Consider the following 18079-nt stretch of genomic DNA (forward strand, 5'->3'; position numbering starts at 1 on the left):
ACACATGAACTTGTCAAGAAAACGATGAAATTGTTGGTTTAAATTTAGTACAAGGTTTCTCTGGTTCAATCATATATGCAACATCATCCAGTAATATACCTTGCAACACACAAACAATAGGACTTAAATATCGGTTAAATCTTACGCTGTTAGTCGCCGTTGCTTCACCAGCGATGACATCAATAATGGCCGATTAGCTGGACTGTTTTTCATCTTCGTATGGTCTTAGCAGCAAACCTTGGTGCATTGAAACATCAGCGATTTGTTACAAAAAAATGCTTATTTTTTATTAATTTATTTTTGTCATGGTATAAACTTACTTTAACGCTTCATCAAATTTATTGTTTCTAAATACTATCTGTTATCAAGATAGCTTGTTTTAGGGGGCCTAGGCTATGAGTATTTTTGACCACTATCAACAGCGTTACGAGCAAGCTCAGGAAGAAGAGCTCACGCTCAATGAATTCTTAACTCTATGTAAAAATAATCCCAGCACTTACGCCAGCGCAGCAGAGCGTTTACTGATTGCCATTGGCGAACCCCAAATGGTAGATACTTCCAAAGATCCACACCTCAGTCGGTTATTTTCGAATCGAGTAATTGCTCGTTATCCAGCCTTTAAAGAGTTTTACGGCATGGAAGATAGCATTGAGCAAATCGTCTCTTACCTGAAGCACGCCTCTCAGGGATTAGAAGAACGTAAGCAAATACTCTACTTACTCGGTCCTGTTGGCGGGGGTAAGTCATCGCTTGCCGAAAAACTTAAAGCTTTAATGCAGCTCGTTCCCATTTATCGGATTAAAGGTTCTCCAGTAAACGATCATCCTTTCTGTTTATTTGATGCGAATGAAGATGGTGACATTTTACAGCGAGAATACGGGATTAATAAACGCCATTTAAAAACGATTATGTCACCTTGGGCCGCAAAACGCCTTCAGGAATATAACGGTGATATTAGCCAATTCACAGTGGTAAAAAGTTTCCCATCCATCCTTCAACAGGTGGCTATCGCTAAAACCGAACCAGGAGATGAAAATAACCAAGATATCTCATCCTTAGTGGGCAAAGTCGATATTCGTCAACTAGAACACTATGCGCAAAATGATCCCGATGCCTATAGCTTCTCCGGCGCTTTATGTCGAGCCAATCAAGGTTTGATGGAATTTGTTGAAATGTTTAAAGCCCCTATCAAGGTATTACATCCGTTGTTGACAGCAACCCAAGAGGGGAACTTTAATGGTACCGAAGGCCTATCGGCAATTCCATTTGAAGGCATTATCCTCGCTCACTCAAACGAATCAGAATGGCAAAGTTTTAGAAACAACCGCAACAATGAAGCATTTTTAGACCGTGTTTACATTGTGAAAGTGCCCTACTGTTTACGAGTCAGTGAAGAAATAAATATTTATCAAAAACTATTAGATAATAGTGAGTTAAATACCGCTAAATGTGCCCCTAGCACCTTAGAACTGTTAGCCCAGTTTTCAGTCTTATCGCGATTGAATGACCCCGAAAACTCTAGTATTTACTCTAAAATGCGGGTATACAACGGAGAAACTCTGAAAGACACCGATCCGAAAGCGAAGTCTTATCAAGAATACCGGGATTTTGCAGGGGTGAATGAGGGAATGGAAGGTCTATCGACGCGCTTTGCCTTTAAAATTTTGTCGCGCGTATTTAACTTTGACACCACCGAAGTTGCAGCAAATCCAGTCCATTTATTCTATGTCTTAGAACAACAAATTGAACGCGAGCAATTCAGTCAAGAGCTGGCCGATCGCTACCTCGAACATTTAAAAGGCTACTTAATTCCTAAATATGTAGACTTTATTGGCAAAGAAATTCAAACCGCTTATCTCGAATCTTATTCAGAATACGGGCAGAATATTTTTGACCGCTATGTCATTTATGCTGATTTTTGGATCCAAGATCAAGAATATCGAGACCCAGACACCGGACAGTTATTTGACCGAGCAGCCTTAAACGCCGAGCTTGAAAAAATTGAAAAACCCGCAGGGATTAGTAACCCTAAAGACTTCCGTAACGAAATCGTTAACTTTGTATTAAGGGCTCGAGCCAGCAATGATGGCAAAAATCCAAGTTGGACCAGTTATGAAAAACTGCGTACCGTCATTGAGAAAAAAATGTTCTCTAATACCGAGGACTTACTACCCGTTATTTCTTTCAATGCTAAAACCTCCGTTGATGACCAACAAAAACATGACGACTTTGTTGACCGTATGATGGAGAAAGGGTACACCCGGAAGCAAGTACGCTTGTTATCTGAGTGGTATTTACGCGTTCGTAAATCTTCATAGATTTGATGGAGGGCGTCAATGGCTCATTTTATCGATCGACGTTTGAATGGTAAAAATAAAAGCGCGGTGAACCGCCAGCGCTTTATTCGCCGCTATAAAAGTCAAATTAAGCGGGCGGTGAATGACGCCGTTAATCAACGTAGTATTCAAGACTTAGAGAACAGCGAAAGCATTAGTATTCCGCATAAAGATATTAGTGAACCATTTTTCCATCAAGGCGAAGGAGGCCATCGTCAGCGAACTTTACCAGGCAATGACCAGTTTGGAACCGGAGACAAAATAGACCGTCCAATGCAAGAGCAAGGCGGCGGTTCAGGTGATGGTGAAGCCAGTGATCAAGGCGAAGGCACTGAAGAATTTCAATTTACCATTTCCAAAGATGAATATTTAGATATTCTATTTGACGACTTGGAGCTCCCCAATCTGCAGGAGACCGATGTAGACAGCATTGTTGAATACCGAACTGCTCGCGCTGGCTATACCAATGACGGTGTGCCTGCCAATATCAATATTGTGCGATCCTTGCAAAACTCTTTGGCTCGAAGGATGGCTATGGGGGGGGATAAACGTAAGCAACTTAAACAGTTAGAACAAGAACTTGCAGAAAAAATTTTAGATCCACTCGTAAACCAAAGAGTAATAGAACAATTAAAACAAGATATCGCTAACTTAAAAAAACGTTTAGCAAAGATCCCTTTTATCGATACTTTTGATCTTAAATTCAACAATTTTGCGAAATACCCCGTACCGAGTACTCAAGCCGTTATGTTTTGTTTGATGGATGTTTCAGGTTCGATGGACCAAGCAACCAAAGACATCGCCAAACGATTCTATTTACTCCTATATCTATTCTTAACTCGTAGCTATAAAAAGATAGAAGTGGTGTTTATTCGCCACCACACTCAAGCAAAAGAAGTTGATGAACATGAGTTTTTCTACTCTCAAGAAACCGGAGGCACGATTGTTTCTAGTGCGCTGACTTTAATGGATGACATCATCAAAGCGCGTTACCCCAAAGAGCAGTGGAATATCTATGCGGCTCAGGCATCAGATGGCGATAATTGGGCCGACGATTCACCCAAGTGTCGAGAATTGTTGGAAAAAACGCTACTTCCACTCAGTCGCCACTATTCGTACATAGAAATCACCAATAGAGCCCATCAAAGCTTATGGCATCAGTATGAGCAACTCAGTGAAATCTTCCCAAACTTCTCTATTCGTCATGTAAAAACGGCCGAAGAAATTCTGCCAACCTTTAGAGATCTCTTTAAAAAAGCCACAGCGTGAGGCCCACATGAGCAAAACTAAGATGTTGCCCGATGGACCAGATTGGACCTTCGAGATGCTAGAAAGCTATCATCAAGAAATAGCCAAGGTAGCTGAACATTACCAACTAGAGACTTATCCAAATCAGATTGAAGTCATCACTGCCGAGCAAATGATGGATGCCTACTCCAGTGTCGGTATGCCAATCGGCTACCACCATTGGTCTTACGGCAAAAAATTCATTCAAACCGAACAAACCTATAAACGGGGACAAATGGGTTTAGCTTATGAGATTGTGATTAATTCCGATCCTTGTATTGCTTATTTAATGGAAGAAAACACCATGCCTATGCAGGCTTTAGTGATCGCTCACGCCTGTTTCGGTCATAATAGTTTTTTCAAAAATAACTATCTCTTTAAAACTTGGACCGATGCTAGCTCGATTATTGATTACTTAGTTTTCGCAAGAAACTACATTAGCAAATGCGAGGCTCGTCATGGCGTAAATGCGGTTGAAGATCTATTAGATTCCTGTCATGCATTAATGAACTATGGAGTTGACCGCTATAAACGCCCGAGCCCGATATCTATGGAAGAAGAAAAACTACGGCAGGATTCCAGAGCCGAGTATTTACAAAGTCAAATCAATGAGCTGTGGAAAACCATTCCAACGAAACAAAATAGTGATCCCCAAGCTAAAGGTCGTTTCCCGGTATCACCTGAAGAAAATATTTTGTACTTTGTGGAAAAACACGCACCTCTATTGGAAACGTGGCAACGAGAAATAGTTAGGATCGTGCGTAAAATTAGTCAATATTTTTATCCTCAGAAACAAACCCAAGTGATGAATGAGGGTTGGGCTACCTTCTGGCACTATACCATCACCAATCACTTGTTTGATCAAGGCTTAGTCAGTGAACGATTTATCTTAGAAATATTACATAGTCACACCAGCGTAATATTGCAACCCAACTATAACAGCCCATACTTTAATGGCATAAACCCCTACGCATTAGGCTTTGCCATGATGACTGATATTCGTCGGATCTGCGAGTCTCCAACAGAAGAAGATAAACGCTGGTTTCCAGATATTGCCGGGAAAGATTGGTTAACAACCTTACACTTTGCAATGCGCAACTTTAAAGATGAAAGTTTTATCAGTCAGTTTCTATCGCCTAAAGTCATTCGCGATTTAAAACTATTTACGCTTGATGACAATGAACATAAACCTTATTTAAAGGTAAAAGCAATACATGATGAGCAAGGCTACCAGCAAATTCGAGAAGCGCTCAGCTCACAATATAACCTAAGTAACATCGAACCAAATATTCAAGTATATAATGTTAACTTACGGGGTGACCGTTCACTAACCCTTCGCTACGTTCCTCATCAGGGCATTCCTTTAGCCAAAAGTAAACATGAGGTACTCAAGCATCTACATCGATTATGGGGCTTCGATGTAATACTTGAACAAGTTGATGAACAAGGAAAAGTAAAGCAAATTGCACGCTGCCCTAATCCAGAATAGCTGCCAAAGGAATGGGCGACATATATTCTAAGGGGAATTAGCTTCAGCAAAAATAAATTTATTTGCGACCTCACCAGCAATTAAGCTTTTAAGGTCTGTTTTTATTCAAGATAAAAATTTTAATCTCTACAAGCGGTATCAAGCAAAGCAAACAAATACCGCTTTAACAGAGTATACGGCCCTACTGGCAATGTATAAACGTATAAGCCCCCTACTCCCTAGAGTGCGTGACTGCGGTCAGTAGAAACCGAGAAACCGTTTGATGGCTAGAATTAAAAGATTAACAGGCTGAATAAAACTGGTATTTCAAGCAACAAGCCCCTCAAAATAACGAAGCATTAAGTAACAAATGGCAATAAATCGAGGCCACGTAACCCAGCGCAATCACCGGACTCCAGCGCAGGTGGCTAATAAAACTATAGTGACCACGGGCTTGCCCCATCAGCGCCACACCCGCAGCAGAACCGATAGATAATAAGCTTCCCCCAACCCCAGCAGTTAAGGTCACCAATAACCACTGTCCCAACACCATATTGGGCTCCATAGTGAGGACCGCAAACATTACTGGAATGTTATCCACAATTGCACTCAACACGCCAATCGCAATATTTGCGTGAGTTGGCTCCCATCGCTGATACATCAGAGAAGATGCCATCTCCAAATAACCAATAAATCCAAGCCCTCCGACGCAAATAACCACCCCATAAAAAAACAACAAGGTATCCCACTCGGCTCTAGCAACCCGGTTGAATATATCAAAAGGCACTACGCTACCAAGAGCTTTTAAGCGTGCATCATCTCGTTGAGCAATCGCATTCACCGCTTTTTTATGTAAGCTAGAAGCTAAGGTTTTACGTAAAAAGAAACCAAAGAACTGCAGATAACCGAGCCCCATCATCATGCCCAACACAGGCGGCATATGGAATAGACTATGACCTAATACAGCGGTAGCAATCGTCACCAAAAACAGCAGTACAATTCTTTTTGCGCCACGTTTTAGCTCTACCGTTTCATTTTCAGCTTCCACAGAGTCTGCTGAAACAAACACCGACATGATGATGGCAGGAATCAAAAAATTCACCATCGAAGGTAACAATAAGTCAAAAAACTGAGAAAAATGAACCAATCCTTTTTGCCACACCATCAGCGTTGTAATATCACCAAAGGGACTAAAAGCGCCTCCCGAATTGGCACCAATCACAATATTGATGCAGGCTAAATTAATGAATTTGCTATTGCCATTAGCCACCTTCATTACTACTGCGCACATTAACAAAGCCGTCGTCAGATTATCGGCGACCGGAGAGATCACGAAGGCCAAACTTCCCGTTAGCCAAAATAATTGACGATAACTGAGCTGCTTACGAACCAGCCAGGCTCGCAGTACATCAAACAGCCGCCGCTCTTCCATCGCATTGATATAGGTCATCGCCACCAACAAAAACAGCATCAACTCAGAAAACTCAAGTAAATTGTGCCTGAAAGCCTCAGTGACGAGGTGCTCTTGGCCAGAGCCTCGATAATAGATAGCAATTAAAAACCAAATTAAGCCTGCAGCAACCAATACTGGCTTAGATTTTCGTAAATGAATCACCTCTTCGCTCATCACCAATAAATAGGCAACAATAAAAATAACCAAGGCGCCATAACCTAACCATGAATCGACCAAATTACTATTTTCAGCGGCATTTACAGTTAAAGAAAAAACACATAATAGCAAGAATAAAGGGGCCCGCATCCAATCCAACTCCTAAGTGAAACCGAATATATTCAAAAACTTAACGGCCGTAGCTCAAAGCTACCGGACTACGATGGTTATTCATGGCATGTTCAGCTTTCATCAGTAATTGTTCAACAGTCATCACGGAACTATCGATACAAGCCACCCCAAATCTCGTTTCCAGTTGTAAGTCCTCAGCAAAACGACTCCAAAATTCTGTACTCAATGCAGTCTGCATACGTTCTGCGGTATCGAGCGCTTGATAAAGGCTTGTCTCAGGTAAACCAATAACAAACTTGTCTTGTTGATAACGAGCGATTAGGTCTACTTTTCTAATCTTAGGATGCAATAGATTTACCATGTTAATCAGAAGCTTATCGGCTTCTTCTTGCCCCAGCGTATCTTGGTAGTTAAAAAAATGATTAATTTTTATTAAGATGACAGAATAAGCATTTTGATAACGAGAGCTTCGTTCGATTTCTGTCTCGGAGAATCGTTTAAAACAGGTCTCATTTGCTAAGCCAGTTACAGGATCAACCTCTACTACTGGCGATAATGATTCATCATCCGCAGCTCTAGCGAAATACTGTTCGCTAAACAGTTGTAATCCCTGTTCAGCAATATATTGATTACGCCATAATTTATGCAATAAAAAGATCCCGACAACCAACAGCACATAAACTAAACCCATGGTTGAAAGTATCGAATATGCCCATTGGCCCAAGTGCAGGGAAGAGGCCTGAAAATCGATATATACCACAAATCCGCCAGCAATACTTATCATGCTATGTGCCAATACTATTGGTATATAAATAGTTGTGAGTAACACCGGTAAACTAAAAATCAACCAGAAAGGTAAAACAAGGACAGAATGGTTAAAGAGTAATAAGCAGAGCAACAGGCAGTGCTGGCAGAACATCGCAAGGACAAAAGCCGATACCTCTTTTACGCTAAGGATCTGCTGACCAAACCAGCCTAATATAACTTGAATAAACAACCAGCAAGCAAGGGCTCCAGTCGCCTGCCAATCTGCGACCACCCACCAAGCTTGTAATAAACCGGTTTGTGTAAAAAAAAACAACACACTCAATGCATATATCACTTGAATACCAGCCAGCCGACGACACTGTTGTAACCACTTCATCTCGCGAAATTGACTTTCCTGACTCGGCTGAGCAAAGCCAAAATAGACTTTTTGCCAAGTAACTAAGCTTGAAGACTGTGGCATCTTATCTGTAACTCCATTACTAAAATCAAAGATAACATCGATATAGGCTAGTGTAGAATCTCCGCTACCGATACAATAACCGCTTTATTTGCTATGGTAAGACAACTGTGACTTCAGCTAAACAGCATATCTATCGGCGGTATTTTCCGTCTTTAAACCGCGAAAACCAACAGCTTACCTATTTGGATAGTGCGGCATCGACACAAGTTCCTGAAGCCGTGCTCAACGCGATTCAAAACTACTACCAACACGGTCATGGAAACGTTCATAGAGCGAGTCATCAATTCGCTCGACAAGCCACCAATGCCTTCGAATCAGCCAGAAAGACCATTGCTGAATTTATTGGTAGCAAAGCTGACAACATCATTTGGACCAGCGGCACCACCCAAGGCTGTAATATGCTAGCGAATGGCTTAGCCTATAGCTTAACCGAGGGTGATGAAATTTGGGTGAGTGAATTAGAACATCACTCCAACCTCGTCCCTTGGCAACAATTAGCAGCCAGAACCCGTGCCACTCTTAAGTGTATACCTATATTAAATAATGGTGATATTGATATAGATAATTTTAAAGAACACTTTAGTGAAAAATGTAAAATTTTAGCGATCTCTCACGTCTCCAATAGCATTGGGGCGCTGTTGCCTATTCCAGAACTAGTCCGACACGCGCAACAATACGGCGCAAAAGTGATTGTTGATGGCGCTCAGGCGATCGCTCATCTAGATGTTAACGTTGAGCGTTTAGGCTGCGATTACTATCTTTTTTCTGGTCATAAAGTCTATGGTCCAACAGGTATTGGAGTACTTTATGGAAAAACGGAAGCCTTGGAAGCCTTACAACCAAGTATATTTGGCGGAGAAATGATCAGCCAAGTGAGCTGCGAAACAAGCACTTGGAATCGTCTGCCCTACCGATTAGAAGCGGGAACACCGAACATTGTGGGGGCCATCGGTTTAGCCGCAGCCCTAAAATTTTTAAAGCAGTTTCCGCTCAAAGAACGTTTAAATCACGAACGCAGCCTATTAAATTACGCACTAAAAAAGCTAAGAGAACACCCCAAGGTCGAGCTGATTGGGACGCCAATGATGCGTGTTGGTTTAATTTCCTTTGTTCTCAAAGGGATCCATCCTCAAGATGCTGCGACGCTGTTCGACCAGTATAATATAGCGCTACGATGTGGCCATCATTGTGCGATGCCTTTAAGTAAAAAACTCGCCAAACAAGGTAGTATTCGTCTGTCTCTAGGGCTCTATAATACTCAGCAAGAGATCGATAAACTCATCGAGGCAATAGACAATATCATGGAGCTATTTGATGAGTAATACACCGCAAATCGGTTTAACTTTAGAGCATATAGAGCAAATTTTTCAGCCATGCCAATCTTGGGAAGAACGTTACCGACAATTGCTATTATTAAGCAAACAGCTTCAACCGATAGATCCGCAATACCAGACCGAACAACACAAAGTTATTGGCTGCGAAAGCGACGTATGGCTGCATTACCATCAAGGTCAACTACAAATAGATAGTAACGCTCGAATCATCAAAGGCTTACTGGTGATCTTGCTGGCTTGCATTGCTGAATACCCTCAACAAACAGAACCAGCCAAAATCTTATTCCGTAAGACCTTAACCCAATTGGGTTTAGCTCAGCACCTCAGCGAATCGAGAAACAATGGCATTACTGCCATATGGCAGCAAATAAACACCAACGGTTGCTAATCAATTATTCTTCACTAGGAATGGTGTATTGGCGACGTTTTTTGGTTTTAATGATCACTTGTGGCTTAGAAGCACCTTCCTCAACCACCGCTCTATATTGACTTCTTGGAATAGACTCGGCTGTAATTTTTGGCTTAACTAAAACGTTTGGCTTAGCTGGCTCAGGAGGACGACCAGCAACAACATATTTAAAACCGCAATCACGGCATGCCATTAAAGCAGGTTTATGTCCACCACAAGATGGACATACTTGATTAGCACTCACGACTTAATCCTATAAAAATAATAGATAAAAGTAACAAACACCAATTGTATTGGATTGGCTGCATTTAATCACAACAAATTAATCATTTAATGATCTAGAAACCAGTTTTTGACATCAAAGAACCGAATGAATGCACTGCATCTTGTTGCACACCAAAGAAGTATATTCTCTCAATTAGGTGATATTTAACGCACGGTTTGACTGTAGAATTCGCTGATATATTTGCCACCTTTAATATTAGCGATGATACGTAGTTTATAGCTATTTCCCTGATTAGGGATCAAACTCCGCAATTCAGTGCTACGCTGCCAATAATAAGGGCTATCTTTCATTTCCATGGGATAAGCGGTAACCTGATCCGAACTATCAACCAAGAATAAAGTGGCTTGGTCTAAAGGAAAGGTTGAGTTCACTTCCGTGACTCCCGCTTGATCAGAGATATTTAAACGAAAATCACCCGATTGCAAAATACATTGTTGATTAATAATATCGCAATGACCATAAGTACTGAGCTGAATCACTCTATCCTTACCCGCGTCATGCTCTAAATAAATATCAGAAGCAATGTAGCCGCCGATAGCCAAAAATGGCATCACCAGTATCGCCAACTTAGTATGTTTGTTCATTTATACATCCTGTATTTGGAGCTTTAAAATTGGACACTCTGTAGCAAAACTGATTGTCTGGTTTTGAGTATTTGAAAACCATCACTACGTAAAAATGCCCAACAATTTTTAACACCTCATGATAGAACGGCGATTTGCCTCTGCTATCAACAATCATTGATCGTAAGTCATCTTAAACCTGAATAGACCTATCAGTATCTGGTTCTAAGGATTCATAATATGGTCATTTAAGATAAAGAAAGGCTCCAACTAGGGAGCCTTTTGCTTCACTAAGTTCAATCAATACTCGAATTAATGGTCGTGTGCCGCCCCCGCACCATGCGGTATACGGAAGTTTTCCACCATATCTTGAATATGTTGCGGCGCGGGTCCTGTGACCTTGCAAACTGCAAAAGCAACGGCAAAGTTAACTAAAGCCCCAACAACACCAAAGGCATTAGGCGAAATTCCCAAGAACCAATTGGGAGCCATATCACCCAAGAAAGAGGTACCCGGAATAAACATAATGCCCTTATGCTGGAATACGTACAGCATAGTCACGCCAATCCCCGAACACATGCCTGCAATCGCTGCTGTGCCACTCATTTTCTTGGCGAAAATACCCATCATCAACGCAGGGAAAATAGAAGACGCAGCTAAACCAAAGGCCAATGCCACCGTACCTGCGGCAAATCCAGGCGGATTTAAACCGAGATAACCCGAGACAAGAATGGCTAAGGTCATCACAATACGACCCGCTAGCAACTCATTTTTATCCGAGAGATTGGGCGTTAACACCCCCTTCATCAAGTCATGAGATATAGAGGAAGATATCGCCAATAATAGGCCCGCCGCCGTAGATAGAGCTGCAGCCAAACCACCCGCAGCAACTAAGGCGATCACCCAATTAGGCAAATTCGCAATGGCTGGATTAGCAAGCACCATAATATCACGGTCCACTTTCACCATCTCATTTGCGCCTTTATCGGCCACATACTGAATTTTGCCATCACCATTTTTATCTTCAAATTTTAGCAGCCCAGTTTGCTCCCAATCTTTAAACCACTGAGGACGCTCATCATATACCAGATTGTTATCCGCTGAAGGAACAATGGTATTCATCAAATTAAAGCGAGCCATGGCGCCTACTGCTGGTGCCACAGTGTAAAGAAGCGCAATAAATACTAAAGCATAACCTGCCGAAGAACGAGCCGCTTGCACCGTTGGTACGGTGAAGAAGCGCATAATCACATGCGGTAAGCCCGCAGTACCGATCATTAACGACATGGTGTAGGCAAACATATTCAGCGTGCCTCCCATATTATCAGTGGTATACTCTTTAAAGCCTAAATCAGTGACCACCATATCCAACTTATCCAACAGGTATACACCACTGCCATCAGCCAAAGTGCTCCCTAAACCAAGCTGCGGAATAGGATTACCCGTTAACTGCAAAGAAATGAATACTGCCGGAATCGTGTAAGCAAATATCAACACACAATATTGAGCAATTTGCGTATAAGTGATGCCTTTCATCCCACCTAACACCGCATAAACCCAAACGACCGCCATACCGATATATAAGCCGTTATCGTATTCCACTTCCAAGAAACGGGAAAAGGCCACACCCACCCCTTTCATTTGACCGATAATATAAGTTAGTGAAGCAATGATAAGACATATAACTGCAACAATTCGTGCCCCCCTAGAGTAATATCGATCAGAAATAAACTCCGGTACGGTAAATTTACCGTGTTTACGCATATAGGGTGCTAACAACATTGCCAATAATACGTAACCCCCGGTCCAACCCATTAAAAATACCGAGCCACCATATCCAAGGAAGGCAATCAAACCTGCCATAGAAATAAACGATGCGGCACTCATCCAGTCGGCGCCAATTGCCATCCCATTCTGGATCGGTGTTACCCCACCACCAGCCACATAAAAATCGCTAGTTGATGAGGCGCGAGCCCACCACGCAATAGCAAAATAAAGCCCAAATGAGCCAAATACGGCGATGTAGGTATAGAGTTTTAACTCGTCCATTTATGACTCCTTCACATGGTATTTTTTATCGAGCTTATTCATTTTGGCGGTATACCAAAAAATTAAAGCGACGAAGGTATAAATTGAGCCTTGTTGCGCAAACCAAAAACCTAATTTATATCCACCTAAACGGATCTCATTCAACGGTTCAACCAATAACAAGCCAAAACCAAATGAGACCACGAACCATATGACGAGACAGATAAATATCAAACGCAAGTTTTCTTGCCAATATGTAGTCTGTTCTTCCATGACATTTCTCCAAGCAATCTAGGTCACGCATTGCTGATTGTAGGGTGACTAATATGTTGCATTATTGTTAATGGCCAAATTTGATTTAAATCAACTTCTTTGCTGTAGCAATAGATCCGATATCAAATCAATTCAAGCCTACCGAATAAAAACTTAACAAATACTTAACAGGACAGGTATTAATCTTTAGTCTAAAGCTTTGCGAAATTGACTAAAAGTGAGAGCTCGTCGCACTCAAATAGGCCATATTTGGCACCAAAGATCACTTCAGATAACGAGGTTTAACCAAGCAAGCAATAGAGACTGGCTTCAAGCTAGGAGTGGTGGGCTAAAATAGTTGCCAATAAAGGCTAGAAATATACTATAGCGTGGTTTATTTAGGGGATTATCGTGAAACTCAACCGCCGCTTAGCATTTATTGACCAACTGATCACTCAGCACTACCGTGATATATGGGACTGCTGCTGCGATCACGGACAACTGGGAGCCCAATTACTACAACGGGAGATAGCCGGGACGGTGCACTTCGTCGATCAAGTTTCCACGATAAGCGCCCAACTAGAACAACAATTACAACGATTTTTCCCGTGCAACAAGTCTCATTCGAGTCCGAAGTGGTTAGTTCATTGTATTGATGCTGGCGAGCTCCCATTAAGCGCGGCTCATCCAAGCCAAACGGAGGAGCTGATTATCATTGCAGGTGTCGGCGGCGAATTGTGCATCCAGCTGATTGATAGCATTTTATCGAAACATCCACAGCGGCCGCTAGAATTCATTCTTTGCCCAGTCCATCACCAATACGAATTACGCGAATTTTTAGCCAAGAAGAAACTGGCATTACTCAGTGAACATCTAATTGAAGACAAACGGCGCTGTTACGAAGTGCTGCATGTGAGCACAACTGCAGGCCTTAACATTAGCCCAATCGGTCAGCAGATGTGGCAACTAACGAATCCCGAGCATCGACGTTATCTATTAAGGACTATTCAGCATTATCAGCGAATGAGCCAAGCCTCGGCACATCCTGCCTTAAGCCAGTATCAAGCTTTACTCGAGCCAGATGAACATCAATAAAAGGTGAAATCACCTCATTTTCATCGCAAAGAGGTGTATATCAATTCAAAAAGTCACATTTCATACAGCCTGTGGTAAAATCGCGGCCGCTCAACAAGGTAGCAGCTAAGCTGCTAAAACAAGCACTATTGAAACAAGCGACTTTTGCATGAAATTTCCTGGCCAACGTAAATCCAAACACTATTTTCCGGTAGAGTCTCGCGACCCTTTAACCAATTTGCTGGATCCGGTGCAACGCCCGCAACATACCCACATTACAGGCATCGATCAAACCTTAGTGGATATAGAGGCGCATGTTAGTGAAGACTTCATTCAACGCCATAACTTAGTGAAGGGAAATTCTTTGCTGATTGATGATGAGGCCGCGAGTCTTCTCTATCAGGAGCTACAAGACGCTCAGCTGATTAGCGCTGAATTTGCTGGTGGTACTATCGGTAATACACTGCACAACTATTCTACTTTAGCTGATGGTAGATCGGTGATGTTTGGCGTGATGAGCAAGAACATCACCATTGGAGATTACGCTTACCGCTACTTATGCAACACTTCTTCGCGCGTCGATCTTAATCATTTAGAACCAGTTGCCGGTCCTGTTGGGCGTTGTTTTACCCTCATCACTGAATGTGGTGAGCGAACTTTCGCCATCTCTAAAGGCGACATGGATAAGCTCAGTCCCCAGCACATTGATGAACAACTAATTAAATCTGGTGCCGCCTTAGCTTTAACCGCTTATTTAATGCGAGCCGGGAATGATCCGATCACTGATGCGGCAATGTTAGCGATTGAATATGCACATCAAGCCGAAGTCCCAGTGGTACTAACGCTCGGCACTCGCTTTTTAATTGAAGATGATCCTCAATGGTGGCAAAAATTTATCGCAGAGCATGTCACTGTATTGGCTATGAATGAAGAAGAAGCAGAAGCCTTAACTGGACACAGTGATATATTACAGGCTTGCGAAACCGCTTTAGAATGGTGTGATTTGATCCTTTGCACCGCTGGGTCCCGTGGTTTATTCATGGCCGGTTATACCGACGAAAATCATAAACGTAGCACCACACATACCCTGTTACCCGGCTCTATTCCAGAATTCAACCGCTATGAGTTTTCTCGGCCCATGTTGCGCCAACATTGCCAACAAGCAGTCAAAGTATATTCACACATAGCCCCATTTATGGGCGGTCCCGAAAAAATAACCAATACCAATGGTGCGGGTGATGGGGCGTTATCGGCACTACTACATGATATGGCGGCTAACGTTTTTCATCGTACAAATGTACAACAATCCAGTAAACACCGTTATCAAGCCTTAAGCTATTCCTCATTTGCGCAAATTTGTAAATACGCAAACCGAGTCAGCTATGAAGTATTGGCCCAAGATAGTCCTCGACTATCCCGTGGTTTACCGGAGCGTGAAGAAAGCCTAGAAGAGGCTTATTGGGAACGCTAAGCGCCCCAATATAGCGTTATCTACAAGGTTTTTGCTTGTAAATAACGCTCGTAAAAGGCCTGCTTAGGAAGCGGCCTTGACATAAAGTAACCTTGTCCATAATCGCAACCAACGTCAGCAATATATTGCCTTTGCAACTCTGATTCCACCCCTTCAGCAACCACTTTCAAGTCTAAATGGTGGGCCATCGTAATAATTCCCTTCACCAACGCTGCGCTATCTTTATTGTTCTCTAGATGCTGAATGAATGAACGGTCTATTTTTAATAAATCAATATCCAACTGCTGTAGATAAGCCAAAGAAGAATAGCCAACGCCAAAATCATCGATAGCCACATCGATGCCTTGTTGATGTAAAAGCGTCAGTTGCTGCTTAATCGAAGCGTTGGTTTTCATCAGCACATTTTCGGTGATTTCAATCATAATACTATGTTCTGGTAGCTCATAGGCTCTGACTTCCCGTAGCCAATCGTCAATCCAAATACCGCCGTCATCAAACTGCGATGGTGAGGTATTCACACTAATTTGTATTGGTAAATACCCTTGCTGACGCCAAAGGCTAATCGTTGCAACCGTTTCGTGCATCACCCATGCACTAAGTTCTCGGATCAAACCAGAATCTTCCGCAGCAGCAATAAATTCTCCAGGACTAATCAAACCTCTTTCAGGGTGATTCCAGCGTAATAAGGCCTCTGCTTTACTAACTCGCTCAGTGTTTCCAGTGGTGCTAACGGCAACAATCGGCTGAAAATATAACTCAAACTGCTGCTCGTTTATGCCTGTTCGTAATTCCTCTAACAACTTACGTTTTTGTTGCGCCTCAATTTGCATTTCTGAAGAGAAAAATTGATAACAATTGCGACCACGACTTTTAGACACATACATCGCTTGATCGGCGTGTTTCACTAATTGCTCTACACTATCGCCATCTTGCGGATAAAAAGTGATCCCAATACTACCGCTCACATAAACAGCTTCGTGTTTAATATTAAAACGTTTCGCTAAACCTTCTAATACCGTTTCTGCAATCCCTGTTATCCGTTCTTTATTACTGACCCCTTCAATAACAATAGTGAATTCATCTCCACCTAAACGAGCGACTGTATCCTGCTCGCGCACACAACGTAGTATTCGTTGCCCTGCTTGGCCCAACAAAATATCACCATAATCATGGCCCAAAGTATCGTTTATTTCCTTAAACCCATCTAAGTCGATGAATACAATAGAAAAACTCACATTGCTCTTGACTAAACCTTGAATTTTTTCATAAAAATATCGACGATTAGGTAAGCTAGTTAAACCATCGGTATAGGCATACTCCAAGAGTTGGTTGTTGACACTTTCCAACTCTTGAGTGCGTACCTTCACTTGAGTTTCTAACTTGCGGTCCCGAGCCTCAATCGTTTCTAACATACTGTTAAAGCATTCGGTCAAGTTGGCGACTTCATCCCCCGAGGATTGCTGCGCGCGTAAACTATAATCATTACTCGAAGTGACTCGCTCGGCAACATCGGTCAAATGTAATAAAGGCCGTAAAAATCCGCGCTGCAAAAATAATGAAAAAAACCAACTTAAACCAAAGGTGATAAGCAGCAGAACCACTAAAAATTGACCATAAAATATGATCCGTTGCTCGATATAACTCTGATTGGCCGAGAGGCTCAACTCTCCATAAATTTGTCCATCCATCACCAATAAACTAGAGGTTCGGATAATCGCACTGGGCTGCTGCTCTAAAGCAACAGAGTCTACAGGACTAACCACGCTCGCAATCAGCTGCTGCTGTGAATCAAATATTTCAGCTTTAACCACATCTTTGCGTAACAACAATGGTTTAATTAATTCGTGCATCGACTCTTGGTCATCAAACAGCAACGCTGCCGTCACGTTCGGCGCGATAATATTAGCCAAGTTTTGTAAGCCCTGCTGTTGCTCACGCTTAGCGCTGACCAACTCATAAGCACTAAAAACCCCAGCGACCATTAGAGTTGAGAATACTGCCATACTCATTAGAATAAATAGCAGTTTTTTACTCATTGTATTCATTAGAAAAAAAGCTCTCATTGAGCCCCCTCACTGATAACTCGACTGAGCCTCAATACTTTGGAACTCATCACAATACCAACCTCTTTGAGTGCATCAGGAGCGACTTCGAAGCGGATTTTACCGGATAGTAAAAAAAATCGGATATGTCCACCGTACTTAATAAAATCAGCGGTTTCTCCGACCAACATGGTATGTCGAAATAAATGCTTATCGAGTGCTTGCCATGGTGCTCGATAAGCTGCACTTACAAATAGCAAGTTACATTGGGACATCGCTTGATGAACCAATTCGACATGACTGACGGTAATAGGAAGACCATGTACAGTTTGCCCCGCCAAGACATCTTCAGCCACCGTTACAAAATGCAAATCAGGACTACATAGCTGAAACGAGCCGCGCAACGCAGCTTGACCCGACCATTCGCTATATCGGGCAAAGTTAAATGTAAAGCCAGCTTTCAATGCGATTTCTGTGTCACTGGCCTCAACCTGATTCATAAACAAAGTCAAGCCACAAAACAACAGCAAAGTGAGCAGGCAACGCTTACCCAGAACAGC

Annotated in this window: 15 protein-coding genes; 7 read left to right on the forward strand and 8 right to left on the reverse strand. The window is 42.3% G+C overall.

The window, feature by feature from the left end:
* Positions 1-395 precede the first annotated feature (395 nt).
* From ACRRSY_RS13420 to ACRRSY_RS13430, 3 genes are read left to right on the forward strand one after another with little or no spacing between them, the layout of a single operon-like run.
* The gene (locus ACRRSY_RS13420; protein ID WP_432452705.1) at positions 396-2318 is read left to right on the forward strand and encodes a PrkA family serine protein kinase; all 1923 of its coding nucleotides are present in this window, start codon (positions 396-398) and stop codon (positions 2316-2318) included.
* A gap of 18 nt (positions 2319-2336) precedes the next feature.
* Positions 2337-3605 (forward strand): YeaH/YhbH family protein, encoded by a 1269-nt coding sequence (locus tag ACRRSY_RS13425; protein WP_432452704.1) that lies wholly within the window; start codon positions 2337-2339, stop codon positions 3603-3605.
* 7 nt (positions 3606-3612) lie between these two features.
* Complete coding sequence (locus ACRRSY_RS13430) at positions 3613-5112, forward strand: SpoVR family protein (RefSeq protein WP_432463397.1); 1500 nt, start codon at positions 3613-3615, stop codon at positions 5110-5112.
* A gap of 322 nt (positions 5113-5434) precedes the next feature.
* Here the strand turns inward: ACRRSY_RS13430 and nhaD are convergent, their stop codons facing one another.
* Positions 5435-6850, reverse strand: coding sequence for a sodium:proton antiporter NhaD (gene nhaD, locus ACRRSY_RS13435; RefSeq protein ID WP_432459592.1), 1416 nt, complete (start codon positions 6848-6850; stop codon positions 5435-5437).
* A 40-nt stretch (positions 6851-6890) separates the two neighbouring features.
* Entirely contained in the window at positions 6891-8060 is a 1170-nt protein-coding gene (locus tag ACRRSY_RS13440) for a diguanylate cyclase domain-containing protein (RefSeq protein WP_432463398.1), read from the reverse strand.
* A 107-nt stretch (positions 8061-8167) separates the two neighbouring features.
* Between ACRRSY_RS13440 and ACRRSY_RS13445 the strand changes: the two genes are divergently transcribed.
* Together ACRRSY_RS13445 and ACRRSY_RS13450 are read left to right on the forward strand one after the other, a co-directional pair.
* Positions 8168-9382: an aminotransferase class V-fold PLP-dependent enzyme gene (locus ACRRSY_RS13445; protein ID WP_432463400.1), complete on the forward strand. Its 1215-nt coding sequence runs from the start codon at positions 8168-8170 to the stop codon at positions 9380-9382.
* A complete protein-coding gene (locus tag ACRRSY_RS13450; protein WP_432459595.1) occupies positions 9375-9782 on the forward strand; it encodes a SufE family protein in 408 nt (135 codons plus the stop codon). The genes ACRRSY_RS13445 and ACRRSY_RS13450 overlap by 8 nt, the downstream gene beginning before the upstream one ends.
* A gap of 4 nt (positions 9783-9786) precedes the next feature.
* Here the strand turns inward: ACRRSY_RS13450 and ACRRSY_RS13455 are convergent, their stop codons facing one another.
* The 4 genes from ACRRSY_RS13455 to ACRRSY_RS13470 form a co-directional block, all read right to left on the reverse strand.
* On the reverse strand, positions 9787-10047 hold the full coding sequence (locus tag ACRRSY_RS13455) for a hypothetical protein (protein ID WP_432459596.1): 261 nt from the start codon (positions 10045-10047) through the stop codon (positions 9787-9789).
* Positions 10048-10232: 185 nt separating this feature from the next.
* Complete coding sequence (locus ACRRSY_RS13460; RefSeq protein ID WP_432452697.1) at positions 10233-10673, reverse strand: hypothetical protein; 441 nt, start codon at positions 10671-10673, stop codon at positions 10233-10235.
* Positions 10674-10964: 291 nt separating this feature from the next.
* Positions 10965-12701 carry a sodium:solute symporter family protein gene (locus ACRRSY_RS13465; RefSeq protein ID WP_432452696.1) on the reverse strand — a complete coding sequence of 579 codons (1737 nt, stop codon included), beginning with the start codon at positions 12699-12701 and terminating at the stop codon, positions 10965-10967.
* The gene (locus tag ACRRSY_RS13470) at positions 12702-12953 is read right to left on the reverse strand and encodes a DUF4212 domain-containing protein (protein ID WP_432452695.1); all 252 of its coding nucleotides are present in this window, start codon (positions 12951-12953) and stop codon (positions 12702-12704) included.
* A 390-nt stretch (positions 12954-13343) separates the two neighbouring features.
* On the opposite strand from ACRRSY_RS13470, the gene ACRRSY_RS13475 reads away from it, so the two are divergent.
* Entirely contained in the window at positions 13344-14027 is a 684-nt protein-coding gene (locus tag ACRRSY_RS13475) for a tRNA (adenine(22)-N(1))-methyltransferase (RefSeq protein ID WP_432452694.1), read from the forward strand.
* Between the two features lie 148 nt (positions 14028-14175).
* A complete protein-coding gene (locus tag ACRRSY_RS13480) occupies positions 14176-15477 on the forward strand; it encodes an inosine/guanosine kinase (protein WP_432452693.1) in 1302 nt (433 codons plus the stop codon).
* A gap of 20 nt (positions 15478-15497) precedes the next feature.
* Here the strand turns inward: ACRRSY_RS13480 and ACRRSY_RS13485 are convergent, their stop codons facing one another.
* Together ACRRSY_RS13485 and ACRRSY_RS13490 are read right to left on the reverse strand one after the other, a co-directional pair.
* Positions 15498-17513 (reverse strand): putative bifunctional diguanylate cyclase/phosphodiesterase, encoded by a 2016-nt coding sequence (locus ACRRSY_RS13485; RefSeq protein WP_432463401.1) that lies wholly within the window; start codon positions 17511-17513, stop codon positions 15498-15500.
* 23 nt (positions 17514-17536) lie between these two features.
* Positions 17537-18019: a YfiR family protein gene (locus ACRRSY_RS13490; protein WP_432463402.1), complete on the reverse strand. Its 483-nt coding sequence runs from the start codon at positions 18017-18019 to the stop codon at positions 17537-17539.
* Positions 18020-18079 lie beyond the last annotated feature (60 nt).

Source organism: Agarivorans sp. QJM3NY_33, assembly GCF_050870865.2.
Taxonomy (GTDB): domain Bacteria; phylum Pseudomonadota; class Gammaproteobacteria; order Enterobacterales; family Celerinatantimonadaceae; genus Agarivorans.

Bases quoted from the DNA above. Each gene is read 5' to 3' on its own strand.
- ACRRSY_RS13430 (WP_432463397.1), top strand. From the start codon at position 3,613: ATGAGCAAAACTAAGATGTTGCCCGATGGACCAGATTGGACCTTCGAG.
- ACRRSY_RS13480 (WP_432452693.1), top strand. From the start codon at position 14,176: ATGAAATTTCCTGGCCAACGTAAATCCAAACACTATTTTCCGGTAGAG.
- ACRRSY_RS13460 (WP_432452697.1), bottom strand. From the start codon at position 10,673: ATGAACAAACATACTAAGTTGGCGATACTGGTGATGCCATTTTTGGCT.
- ACRRSY_RS13450 (WP_432459595.1), top strand. From the start codon at position 9,375: ATGAGTAATACACCGCAAATCGGTTTAACTTTAGAGCATATAGAGCAA.
- ACRRSY_RS13485 (WP_432463401.1), bottom strand. From the start codon at position 17,513: ATGAGTAAAAAACTGCTATTTATTCTAATGAGTATGGCAGTATTCTCA.
- nhaD (WP_432459592.1), bottom strand. From the start codon at position 6,850: ATGCGGGCCCCTTTATTCTTGCTATTATGTGTTTTTTCTTTAACTGTA.
- ACRRSY_RS13420 (WP_432452705.1), top strand. From the start codon at position 396: ATGAGTATTTTTGACCACTATCAACAGCGTTACGAGCAAGCTCAGGAA.
- ACRRSY_RS13465 (WP_432452696.1), bottom strand. From the start codon at position 12,701: ATGGACGAGTTAAAACTCTATACCTACATCGCCGTATTTGGCTCATTT.
- ACRRSY_RS13470 (WP_432452695.1), bottom strand. From the start codon at position 12,953: ATGGAAGAACAGACTACATATTGGCAAGAAAACTTGCGTTTGATATTT.
- ACRRSY_RS13425 (WP_432452704.1), top strand. From the start codon at position 2,337: ATGGCTCATTTTATCGATCGACGTTTGAATGGTAAAAATAAAAGCGCG.
- ACRRSY_RS13490 (WP_432463402.1), bottom strand. From the start codon at position 18,019: ATGAATCAGGTTGAGGCCAGTGACACAGAAATCGCATTGAAAGCTGGC.
- ACRRSY_RS13440 (WP_432463398.1), bottom strand. From the start codon at position 8,060: ATGCCACAGTCTTCAAGCTTAGTTACTTGGCAAAAAGTCTATTTTGGC.